Raw genomic sequence first — 12,192 nt, forward strand, 5'->3', positions numbered from 1 at the left:
CTGGGGCGATCAGGCTTCCACCTGGCTCCACTGCTTGCTCAGGCGCTTGTCGGAAATCGGCACCTTGGTCCCCAACTGCTGGGCGAACAGCGATACCCGGTACTCCTCCAGCCACCAGCGGTACAACTGCAACTGCTCGTCGCGCTTGCCTTCCTGGGCATGCTTGTCGGCACGGGCCTTGTACTGCGTCCAGCAGTTACCCAGCTCGCCACTCCAGACCCGATCCTTCTGCACCTGCGCGCCGAGTTTCTCCAGACGCAGTTCCACCGCCTTCAGATAGCGCGGCAGTTCCTTGAGCCAGATCCCCGGGGTTTCCCGGACGAACCCCGGGTACACCAGGTTGCCGACCTGCTGCTTGATATCGTTGAGCGCCACCGCCTGGGCCAGGTCGATCTTGCCCTTGAAGCGCTTCTGCAGGCCGTGCCACAGCTTGAGGATTTCCAGGACCAGGCGCGCCAGGCGTTCGGCGTGATCGCTCCAGTCGCCGCGCTTGCGCTCGGCCAGCGAGGCCAGGGCCGCGCCATCGCGCGGCAGGGTGCTTTCGCCTTCCAGCACACAGCTGTCTAGGCTGGCCAGGAAGATGTCCTCGACCAGCGACTCGACCCGGCCCAGCTCGCGATAGAGCAGGCCCAGTTCGGTCAGGCCCGGCAGCTTGCTGCGGAGGAACTTGGCCGGCTCCGCCAGTTGCTGCAGAAGCAGGCGCTGCAAGGCGCGACGGTGCTGGAAGGTGGCCTCGGCCTGGGTCGAGAAGCGTCCTTCCTTGACCGTGCCGCCCTCTTCCACCAGCGCCGGATAGACTGTCATCGACAGCCCGGCGATCTTCTGCTGGGCGGTCTGCTCGACCTTGCCGAAGCCCTTGGCTTCCACCGGCTTCTGCGTTTTCTCCGACTGCGGCACGGCCAGCGCCGCCTGGCTGGCCGCGGCGAAACGCGCGGTCAGCTCGGCCAGGTCGCGGCCTTCGCCAAGGAACTTGCCCTGGCCGTCGACCACTTCGATATTCATCTTCAGGTGGTTTTCCACCTGCACCGCGGCCTCGGCCCAGGCCTCGTCGGCAACCCGTGCGCCGGTCATGCGCAGCAGCTCGCGGCCCAGCGCCTGGGGCAACGAGCCCTCGGCGAAGGTCATGCGCGCCAGCGCTGCCTTGACGAAGTCCGGCACCGGCACGAAGTTCTTGCGCAGGGCCTTGGGCAGGTTGCGCACCAGGGCAATGCACTTGGCCTCCAGCAGCCCCGGCACCAGCCATTCCAGGCGCTCGCCCGGCAGGCTCGGCAACAGCGGCGCCGGCACCCGCACGGTGACGCCATCGCGCGGGTGGTTGGGCTCGAAGTGATAGCTCAGCGACAGTTTCAGATCACCCAGGCGCAGGGTGTCCGGGTACTGCGCGGCGGTGACCTCGCTGGCCTCGCGGGCCAGGACGTCCTCGGCGCGCATGATCAGCAGGTTGGGGTCTTTCTGGCTGTTGACCCGGTACCAGCTGTCGAAGGTGGCGGTCTGGTGGATCTCCGCCGGCAGCCGCTCCTCATAGAAGCCGTAGAGGGTTTCCTCGTCGGCGAGGATGTCGCGGCGACGGGCCTTGGCCTCCAGTTCGTCGAGTTCTTCCAGCAGCTTCTGGTTCGCCGCCAGGCACTTGGCCCGGGAGTTGATCTCGCCCCTGACCAGGCCTTCGCGGATGAACAGCTCGCGGGAAGTCTGCGGATCGATCGGACCGTAGTGCACCGGGCGCCGGCCGACCACGATCAGGCCATACAGGGTCACCTGCTCGAAGGCCACCACCTGGCCGCGCTTCTTCTCCCAGTGCGGCTCGAAGTGGTTCTTCTTCAGCAGATGCCCGGCCAGCGGCTCGATCCAGTCGGAATCGATCTTGGCTACCATGCGCGCGTAGAGCTTGGTGGTTTCCACCAGTTCGGCGGTCATCAGCCACTGCGGGCGTTTCTTGCCGATGCCGGACGACGGATGGACCCAGAAACGCCGCTGGCGCGCGCCGAGGTAGTCGCCGTCCTCGGTCTTCTGGCCGATCTGGCTGAGCAGGCCGGAGAGAATCGCCTTGTGCAGCCGCGGAAAGTCCGCCGGTTCCTTGTTGACGCCAAGTTGCAGGTCGCGGCAGATCAGCCCGAGCTGACGATGGGCGTCGCGCCATTCGCGCAGGCGCAGGTAGTTGAGGAAGTTCTTCCGGCACCAGTTGCGCAGCGGGCTGGAGGTCAGCGCCTGGCGCTGCTCCTCGAAACCGCGCCACAGGTTGACCAGCGCGGCGAAGTCGGAATCGGCGTCCTTCCATTGCGCATGGGCCTGGTCGGCGGCCTGCTGGCGCTCCGGCGGACGCTCGCGCGGGTCCTGCACCGACAGGGCGCTGGCGACGATCAGCACTTCCTGCAGGCTGCCCTGCTTCGCCCCTTCCAGCAGCATGCGGCCCAGCCGCGGGTCCACCGGCAGGCGCGCCAGCTGGCGGCCGAGCGGGGTCAGCTGGTTCTCGCGGTTGACCGCCGAGAGCTCCTGCAGCAGGTTGAAACCGTCGCTGATGGCCTTGCCATCCGGCGGCTCGATGAACGGGAAGGCATCGATCTCGCCGAGGCGCAGATGGAGCATCTGCAGGATCACCGCGGCGAGGTTGGTGCGCAGGATTTCCGGATCGGTGAAGGCCGGTCGCGCGTTGAAATCCTCTTCGCTGTACAGGCGCACGCAGATACCCGGCTCGACCCGGCCGCAACGGCCCTTGCGCTGGTTGGCGCTGGCCTGCGACACCGCCTCGATCGGCAGGCGCTGGACCTTGGCGCGGTAGCTGTAGCGGCTGATGCGCGCGGTGCCGCTGTCGATCACGTAGCGGATGCCCGGCACGGTCAGCGAGGTCTCGGCGACGTTGGTCGCCAGCACCACTCGACGCCCCGGATGGGACTGGAAGATGCGCTGCTGCTCGGCCGGCGACAGGCGCGCGTACAGCGGCAGGATTTCGGTATGGCGCAACTGCGCCTTGCGCAGCACCTCGGCGGCATCGCGGATCTCGCGCTCGCCGGGGAGGAACACCAGCACGTCGCCCGGGCCCTTGCCGACACTGCGCTCGTGGGCGGCGATCTCGTCGAGGGTGGCGAGGATCGCCTGGTCCACGGTGAGGTCGTCTTCGACCCGGTTGCCCTCCTCGTCCTGCTCGCTGGTCAGCGGGCGGTACCAGGTTTCCACCGGGTAGGTGCGCCCGGAGACCTCGATGATCGGCGCATCGTCGAAGTGCTTGGAGAAGCGCTCCAGGTCGATGGTCGCCGAGGTGATGATCACCTTGAGGTCGGGACGGCGTGGCAGCAGGGTCTTCAGGTAACCGAGCAGGAAGTCGATGTTCAGGCTGCGCTCGTGGGCTTCGTCGACGATGATCGTGTCGTAGCGTTCGAGGAAGCGGTCGTGCTGGGTTTCGGCCAGGAGGATGCCGTCGGTCATCAGCTTGACCAGGGTATTGGCGTCGCTCTGGTCCTCGAAGCGCACCTGGTAGCCGACCAGTGCCCCCAGTGGCGTGCCCAGTTCCTCGGCGACCCGGCTGGCGACGCTGCGCGCGGCGATCCGCCGTGGCTGGGTGTGGGCGATCAGGCCGTACTGGCCGCGGCCCAGCTCCAGGCAGATCTTCGGCAACTGGGTGGTTTTGCCCGAGCCGGTTTCGCCGGCGATGATCACCACCTGGTTTTCCGCTACCAGTTTCTTGATCTCGTCGCGCTTGGCGGCGATCGGCAGGCTATCGTCGTAGCGGATGCCCGGCACGCTGGCCTTGCGCGCGGCGGCCTGGTCGCAGGAAGCCTGGACCCGCTCGGCCCACTGGGCGAGCTTGGCGTCGTCGGGGCGCTTGCGCAGTTCGTGCAGCTGCCGGCGCAGGCGGTGGCGCTCGGCGGCCATGGCGTGATCGAGGTTTTTCAGCAGTTGCCCGATGGCGGCGTTCTGGTCAGTCATGAGGTCTGTGGCGGCGCAGGTTAGCCGGCGATTGTCGCAGATTTGCCGGGGCTCGGCACGGCTCCCCGGACATGACTGGCCACAAACCCCCGTAGGAGCGTGGCTTGCCCGCGAAGGACCGTGCCAGCGGTCCCGGAGATAACCGCCATTGGGGACCGCTGCGCGGTCCTTCGCGGGCAAGCCACGCTCCTACGGGGGTTTTAGCCAGAGATCGCCCTGGATTGTTTAGCAGAACCTTGCCTGAAGTTACACAAACGCCAATTTAATAACCCTTAGCCAGCATGGGAGTATCGAGGAATGATTTTGCCCACCGCTGTGTCCCATCCGTGCCAGGCCCCTTCGTTCCCGAAGGTGCGCGCCCGTCGTGGGGAAAACCCGCTGATCCATGTGATCCTCGCCTTCTGGGCCCTGTGGCATTGCCGCCACGCACGCCCACCAGATTCCGTTCTCGCCTGACCGATCCCACGGCCGGCGCCCCTGCGCAGGCCTTCATGTCGATTGCCGCCGCGCCCGTGCGCGGACGGTCTGCGCGCCCGCGTGGCGCAAGCGAGAACACCATGCACTTTGCCCCCATCGAGCAGGCCCGCGAGTTCCTGGCCGCCAACCCCGATATCGAGATGATCGAGCTGTTCATCCTCGACGCCAACGGCGTGCCCCGCGGCAAGCTGCTGCACCGCGAGGAACTGCTGGCGGTCTACGAAAGCGGCCGGCCGCTGCCCAGCACCATCCTCGGCCTGACCCTGCACGGCGAGGATGTGGAAAACTCCGGGCTGGTCTGGGACGTCGGCGATATCGACTGTCGCGCCTATCCACTGGAAGGCAGCCTGGTGCGCCTGCCCTGGCGCAGGATTCCCACCGCCGCGGTGCAGGTCAGCATGCACCCGAGCGCGGGCCTGCCGGCGGCGGTCGCCGACCCACGGCATGTCCTGCTGCGGGTGATCGAAGCGCTCAAGGCCGACGGCTACCACCCGGTGATGGCCTGCGAGCTGGAGTTCTACCTGCTCGACCAGCAGCGCGACAGCCAGGGCCGACCGCAACCGGCGCTGGATGCCGACGGCGGGCGACCGCGAAGTACGCAGGTCTATGGCCTGCGCGAACTGGAACAGATCGAACCCTTCCTCGCCGACCTCTATGCTGCCTGCAAGGCCCAGGGCATCCCGGCGCGCACGGCGATTTCCGAATACGCCCCGGGCCAGGTGGAAATCACCCTGGAACACGGCGACGCGCTGCTGGCGATGGACCAGGCGGTGCGCTACAAGCGCATCGTCAAGGGCGTGGCGCACCAGCACGGCATGCAGGCCTGCTTCATGGCCAAGCCCTTCGATCATCTGGCCGGCACCGGCATGCACCTGCATGTGAGCCTGGCCGATGCCGAGGGCAACAACCTGTTCGCCAGCGACGACCCGGCCGGCACGCCGCTGCTGCGCCAGGCGGTGGGCGGGATGCTCGCCGCCCTGCTCGACTCGCTGCTGCTGTTCTGCCCCAACGCCAACTCCTACCGCCGCTTCCAGGCCAACAGCTACGCGCCGCTGGCGCCGACCTGGGGCATCGACAACCGCACCGTGAGCCTGCGCGTACCCGGCGGCCCGGCCCCGACCCGGCATATCGAGCACCGCATCTGCGGCGCCGACGCCAACCCGTACCTGGCCGCCGCGGCCCTGCTCGGCGCGGTCCACCACGGCCTGCGCCAGCAACTCGACCCGGGTGCGCCGGTGGAAGGCAACGGCTACGCCCAGGCCAGCGAACTGCTGCCCACCGACTGGCTAAGCGCCCTCACCGCCCTGGAGCGCTCGGCCTGGGCCCGCGACACCCTCGGCGCCGACTTCCTCGGCGTCTACCTCGCGGTCAAGCGCGCCGAATACCGTCAGTTCATGGCCGAGGTCGGCGAACAGGACTGGCGCTGGTACCTGACCCAGGCCTGAACCGTTTTTCACTTTCGCCAAGGATTCGCCACATGAATGCAGCTTTGAACACCGGCACCGCCCAGCGCGCCGCCTCCTACTACAGCGCCACCCTCAACGACCCGACCCAGTACCCGACCCTGCAGGGCAGCGTGGAGGTCGATGTGGCGATCATCGGCGGCGGCTTCACCGGCGTCGCCAGCGCGGTGGAGCTGGCCGAGCGGGGCCTGAAGGTGGCCATCGTCGAGACCAACCGCATCGGCTGGGGCGCCAGCGGACGCAACGGTGGCCAGGTCACCGGCAGCCTGTCCGGCGACGAGGCCATGCGCAAGCAGATGCGCGCCCGCCTCGGCGATGACGTCGACGATTTCATCTGGCACCTGCGCTTTCGCGGGCACGACATCATCCAGCAGCGGGTGGCACGCTACGGCATCGACTGCGACCTCAAGCGCGGCCATCTGCATGCGGCGATGAAGCCGTCGCACATGGCCGAGCTGGAGGGTTTCGCCACCGAGGCACTGCTGCGCGGCATGGGCGACCAGGTCGAGCTGCTCGACCGCGAGGGGGTGCGGCGCCACCTCGATTCGCCGCTGTACCTCGGCGCCCTGAAGAACCAGCGCAACCTGCACCTGCATCCGCTCAACCTGTGCCTGGGCGAAGCCCGCGCGGCCCATGGCCTCGGTGCGCTGATCTTCGAAAACTCGCAGGTCCTGGAGATCGTCCACGGCCCGCGTCCGGCGGTGGTCACCGCGCAAGGGCGGATCGAGGCAAAGCAGGTGCTGCTGGCCGGCGACGTCTATCACAAGCTCGAACCGGGCCAGCTCAAGGGCAAGATCTTCCCGGCCATGGGCGGCATCGTCACCACCGCGCCGCTGGGCGACCTGGCCCGCCAGCTCAACCCTCACGACCTCGCGGTGTACGACTGCCGCTTCGTCCTCGACTACTACCGCATGACCGCCGACGGCCGCCTGCTGTTCGGTGGCGGCGCCAACTATTCGGGACGTGATTCACGGGATATCGCCGGCGAACTGCGGCCGTGCATCGAGCGCACCTTCCCGGCGCTGAAAGGCGTGCCGATCGAGTTCCAGTGGAGTTGCGCCATGGGCATCGTGGTCAATCGCATTCCGCAACTGGGCAAGCTGTCGCCGAACGTCTGGTACTGCCAGGGCTATTCCGGGCACGGCATCGCCACCAGCCACATCATGGGCGAGATCATGGCCGAGGCGATCACCGGGACGCTGGAGCAATTCGATACCTTCGCCGGCTGCTCGCACATTCGCGTGCCGATGGGGGATCTGCTGGGGAATCCGCTGTTGGCGGCGGGGATGTGGTACTACCAGATGCTCGAGAAGCTGCGCTGAGTCTGCAGTTTCATCCTTCTGTAGGAGCTGGCTTGCCTGCGAAAGGACCGTGAAACGGTCCCCGATAGCGCTGATTTCCAGGACCGTTTCACGGTCCTTCGCGGGCAAGCCACGCTCCTACGGGGGGAATGGATGTGAACCATTGAAAAGGGCCGCATGTGCGGCCCTTTTGGCAGGAAGATCAGGCGATCTTCTTGAGTCCCAGCTTCTTCAGCTCTTCATCCCGCAGCTCGCGCCGCAGGATCTTGCCGACGTTGGTGGTCGGCAGCGCCTCGCGGAACTCGACGTAACGCGGCACCTTGTAGCCGGTGACGTTGGCACGCATGTGCTCCATCACCTGCTCGCGGGTCAGGGTCACGCCTGGCCTGGCGACGATGAACACCTTGATCACCTCGCCCGACTTCTCGTCCGGCACGCCGATCGCCGCGCACTGCAGCACGCCCGGCAGGGCCGCGAGCACGTCTTCCAGCTCGTTGGGGTACACGTTGAAGCCGGAGACCAGGATCATGTCCTTCTTGCGGTCGACGATACGCATGTAGCCGTCGGCCTGGATCACCGCGATATCGCCGGTCTTCAGCCAGCCTTCGCCGTCGAGGATCTCGGCGGTGGCATCGGGACGCTCCCAGTAACCCTTCATCACCTGCGGGCCCTTGATGCACAGCTCGCCGACTTCACCCAGCGGCAGTTCGTTGCCGGCGTCGTCGATGACCTTGCACAGGGTCGACGGCACCGGAATGCCGATAGTGCCGATCTGGTTGCGATCGGCCGGGTTGACCGTCGCCACCGGGCTGGTCTCGGTCATGCCGTAGCCTTCGCAGATGGCGCAGCCGGTGACTTCCTTCCAGCGCTCGGCCACCGACATCTGCAGGGCCATGCCGCCGGACAGGGTGAGCTTCAGCCCGGAGAAGTCGAGGCGACGGAAGTCCGCGTTGTTGCACAGGGCAACGAACAGGGTGTTGAGGCCGACGAAGCCGCTGAACTTCCACTTCGACAGTTCCTTGACCATCGCCGGCAGATCGCGCGGGTTGCTGATCAGGATGTTGTGGTTGCCGATCAGCATCATCGCCATGCAGTGGAAGGTGAAGGCGTAGATGTGATAGAGCGGCAGCGGGGTGATCAGGATCTCGCAGCCCTGGCTGAGGTTGGAGCCCATCAGCGCCCGGCACTGCAGCATGTTGGAGACCAGGTTGCGGTGGGTCAGCATCGCGCCCTTGGCCACGCCAGTGGTGCCGCCGGTGTACTGCAGCACGGCGACTTCGTCGCTGGCCGGCGATGCTTCCCGGACCGGCTTGCCGCGCCCCTTGGCCAGCGCGTCGTTGAAACTGACGGCGGTGGGCAGGTTGTAGGCCGGGACCATCTTCTTCACGTACTTGATCACGCTGTTGACCAGCAGACGCTTGAGCGGCGGCAGCAGATCGGCGACTTCGGTGACCACGACGTGCTTGACCGACGTCTTCGGTACGACCTTCTCGGCCAGGTGCGCCATGTTCGCCAGGCACACCAGCGCCTTGGCACCGGAGTCGTTGAATTGATGTTCCATTTCCCGCGCCGTGTAGAGCGGGTTGGTGTTGACCACGATCAGGCCGGCACGCATGGCACCGAAGACCGCGATGGGATATTGCAGAACGTTCGGCAGTTGAACGGCGATGCGATCTCCGGGTTGCAGGTCGGTATGCTGCTGCAGGTACGCAGCGAAAGCACCGGACAACTCGTACAGCTCGCCATAAGTCAGGGTCTTGCCCAGATTGCTGAATGCCGGTTTATCGGCGAAACGCTGGCAGGACTGCTTCAATACCGCCTGGATATTCGGGTACTCGTCCGGGTTGATCTGCGAAATGACCCCGGCTGGGTACTTATCCTTCCAAAAGTTTTCGATCATGGAAGCCCACTCCTCCAGCAACAGCGAATTCACCGCGTCGATGCGATTGTTATTGATATTTGATGTCAGTTTATTGCAAACCGAGTGATCAGAAGCGCGCCGAGAGTAACAGCTTTGATTTGTGTCGCCTAGAGCTAAGGTAGCCTAACTGGTCATTAAAATGACTCATCATGTTGCTACGGTCATTTTTAGAGTTAATAGTCTAAAGACTTTGTTCGGCGCCATGAAAAAGCCGCGAGAAGCGCCTTTTTCAAGGCTCTAACTCGCGGCTTTCGGCTTGACTCAAGGGGCTTATGCGGGCTCTCTCAACTCGCGCCGCAGGATCTTCCCGACCGGTGTCATCGGCAACGAATCGCGCAGGACGATGTGCTTGGGCACCTTGTAGCCAGTGAAGTTGGCCTTGCAGTAGGCCTTCAGTTCTTCCAGGGTCACGCCGCCCTCGCGGGCCACGACGAACAGCTTCACCGCCTCGCCGGAGCGCTCGTCCGGCACGCCGATGGCGGCGCAGGCGGCGACTTTCGGGTGGGCCATGACCACGTCCTCGATCTCGTTCGGGTACACGTTGAAGCCCGAGACGATGATCATGTCCTTCTTGCGATCGACGATGCGGGTGAAACCGTCCGGATCGATCACCGCGATGTCGCCGGTCCTGAACCAGCCGTCGCCATCGAAGGCCTCGGCGGTCGCGTCCGGACGCTGCCAGTAGCCTTTCATCACCTGCGGCCCCTTGATGCACAGCTCGCCGCGTTCGCCCAGGGGCATTTCGTTGCCCTCGTCATCGGTGACCTTGAACGCCGTGCCCGCCACCGGAATCCCCACGGTCCCGAGGCGCGCCAGTTCACCATAGGGGTTGGTACTAGCCACCGGCGAGGTTTCGGTGAGGCCATAGCCCTCGACGATGCGACAACCGGTGATCTGCTCCCAGCGCTCGGCAGTGGCCTTGACCAGCGCGGTGCCGCCGGAGTTGGTGACCTTCAATGCGGAGAAATCCAGGTCCTTGAAGCCGGGGTTGTCCATCAGCGCGACGAACAGGGTGTTGAGCCCCAGCAGCGCGGAGAAGCGCCACTTCTTCAGTTCCTTGACGAAACCCGGGATATCCCGCGGATTGGTGATCAGGACGTTGTGGTTGCCGGTCACCATCATGCACATGCAATTCGCCGTGAAGGCATAGATGTGATAGAGCGGCAGCGGCGCGATCATCACTTCCTGGCCGTCCTTGAGCAGCTTCTGCCCATCCGCGCCGAGCTGGGAGAAGCAGGCCAGGACCTGGAGCATGTTGGCCACCAGGTTGCCGTGGGTGAGCATCGCCCCCTTGGCCACCCCGGTGGTGCCGCCGGTGTACTGCAGCACGGCGATATCGTCGTGCGCGGACTGCACCGGCTTCAGCGCATGGCCCTTGCCCTGGCGCAGCACCTGCCTGAACGGCAGCGCCTGCGGCAGGCTGTAGGCGGGGACCATCTTCTTCACCTTGGCGACGAGGGTGTTGACCAGCCAGCCCTTGGCCGGCGGCAGCATGTCGCCCATCTTCGCCTCGATGAGGAAGTCGATGCCGGTGTCCGGCAGCACCTCCTGGACCAACTTGCCGAACATGTTCAGGTAGACCAGGGCCCGGGCGCCGGAGTCCTTGAACTGGTGGCGCATTTCCCGGGCGGTGTACAGCGGATTGGTGTTGACCACGATCAGCCCGGCGCGCAGCGCACCGAACACGGCGATGGGGTACTGCAGGACGTTGGGCATCTGCACGGCGATACGCTCGCCCGGCTTGAGGTCGGTGTACTGCTGCAGGTAGGCGGCGAAGGCCGCGGAGTAGCGATCCAGTTCGGCGTAGGTCAGGGTCACGCCCAGGTTGCTGAAGGCCGGTCGGTCGGCGAACTTCTTGCAGGAGCGTTCGAATACTTCGATCACCGACTTATAGCTGCTCATGTCGATCTGTGAAGGTACGCCAGCGGGGCGCTTGTCGTTCCAGAAATCGGCGTGCATTTATTATTGTCCTCGGTCCTGAGCCTTTTCGGGGCCGCATTGCTGCTTGCAAAACGGCGTTCTGCGGACGTTAGCAGCTATGCGACAGGTGGCAAATATGCCAAGCGTTGTCATTGATCGTGTGAATCTTGGGTCACCGTGCCTTGCAATTCATCAAGCGGCTATACACTCAACGGCATCCCACGGCCTGGAAAACCGCCCATGCTCTACGACGCTTTCTGGCTGCCGGCCAGCAATCATTGCAGCCTGTATGTCCACCAGTGGCTGCCGTCTACACCGGTGCGCGCGGTGGTCTTGCTGGCCCACGGCATGGCCGAGCATGCCGGCCGCTACCAGCGTTTCGGCGAGGCCCTGAGCAGTGCCGGCTTCGCCCTCTATGCCCACGACCAGCGCGGTCACGGACGCACCGCCGAGCTGGGTACCCTTGGCCTGTTCGCCCGCGAGAACGGCTGGAACAGCGTGGTCAACGATCTCGGCCTGCTCAACCAGCACATCGGCCAGCAGCATCCCGGCGTGCCGGTATTCCTCTTCGGTCACAGCATGGGCAGCTACATCGCCCAGGCCTATCTGCTGCACCACAGCGCCAGCCTGCAGGGTGCGGTGCTCAGCGGCTCGAACTTCCAGCCGCCGGCGCTGTACCGCGCGGCGCGGCAGATCGCCCGCCTGGAAAGCTGGCGCCAGGGCCCGCTGGGGCGCAGCGCCCTGATCGAGTGGCTGTCCTTCGGCTCGTTCAACAAGGCCTTCAAGCCAAACCGCAGCGCCTTCGACTGGCTCAGCCGCGACCCCGACGAGGTGGACAAGTACGTGCAGGACCCGCTGTGCGGCTTCCGCTGCTGCAACCGCCTGTGGATCGACCTGCTCGCCGGCCTCGAACAGATCAGCCGCACCGGCAACCTGGCGCAGATCGATCCGAACCTGCCGATCCTGGTGATTGGCGGCGAATGTGATCCGGTCAGTGCCGGCAAGCGTCTGAAGGATCTGACCGGTGCCCTGCGCCTGTCCGGGAACCAGCACGTGGAACTGCGACTCTATCCGCAGGCCCGCCACGAACTGCTCAACGAAACCAACCGTGACGAGGTCACCACGCAGGTGATCGACTGGCTCGAACGGACCCTGGCCCTTGGCCGCCCCGTGCGCAGCGAGTGATACT

Annotated in this window: 6 protein-coding genes; 3 read left to right on the plus strand and 3 right to left on the minus strand. The window is 65.5% G+C overall.

Features of this window, described 5'->3' with window-relative positions; translation table 11 throughout:
- Positions 1–9 precede the first annotated feature (9 nt).
- Positions 10–3,921, minus strand: coding sequence for an ATP-dependent RNA helicase HrpA (gene hrpA, locus RTI28_RS12265; protein WP_316920694.1), 3,912 nt, complete (start codon positions 3,919–3,921; stop codon positions 10–12).
- A 557-nt stretch (positions 3,922–4,478) separates the two neighbouring features.
- Here hrpA and RTI28_RS12270 point away from each other — a divergent pair.
- Both RTI28_RS12270 and RTI28_RS12275 read left to right on the plus strand, forming a co-directional pair.
- Positions 4,479–5,843 (plus strand): glutamine synthetase family protein, encoded by a 1,365-nt coding sequence (locus RTI28_RS12270; protein ID WP_316920695.1) that lies wholly within the window; start codon positions 4,479–4,481, stop codon positions 5,841–5,843.
- Between the two features lie 32 nt (positions 5,844–5,875).
- The gene (locus tag RTI28_RS12275; protein WP_316920696.1) at positions 5,876–7,183 is read left to right on the plus strand and encodes an FAD-binding oxidoreductase; all 1,308 of its coding nucleotides are present in this window, start codon (positions 5,876–5,878) and stop codon (positions 7,181–7,183) included.
- A gap of 181 nt (positions 7,184–7,364) precedes the next feature.
- Here the strand turns inward: RTI28_RS12275 and fadD1 are convergent, their stop codons facing one another.
- Entirely contained in the window at positions 7,365–9,062 is a 1,698-nt protein-coding gene (gene fadD1 / locus RTI28_RS12280) for a long-chain-fatty-acid--CoA ligase FadD1 (RefSeq protein ID WP_316920697.1), read from the minus strand.
- 291 nt (positions 9,063–9,353) lie between these two features.
- Positions 9,354–11,042 carry a long-chain-fatty-acid--CoA ligase FadD2 gene (fadD2, locus tag RTI28_RS12285; protein WP_316920698.1) on the minus strand — a complete coding sequence of 563 codons (1,689 nt, stop codon included), beginning with the start codon at positions 11,040–11,042 and terminating at the stop codon, positions 9,354–9,356.
- 201 nt (positions 11,043–11,243) lie between these two features.
- Between fadD2 and RTI28_RS12290 the strand changes: the two genes are divergently transcribed.
- On the plus strand, positions 11,244–12,188 hold the full coding sequence (locus RTI28_RS12290) for an alpha/beta hydrolase (protein WP_316920699.1): 945 nt from the start codon (positions 11,244–11,246) through the stop codon (positions 12,186–12,188).
- Positions 12,189–12,192 lie beyond the last annotated feature (4 nt).

The sequence above is a fragment of the Pseudomonas sp. zfem002 genome (assembly GCF_032621685.1).
Taxonomy (GTDB): Bacteria; Pseudomonadota; Gammaproteobacteria; order Pseudomonadales; family Pseudomonadaceae; genus Aquipseudomonas; species Aquipseudomonas japonica.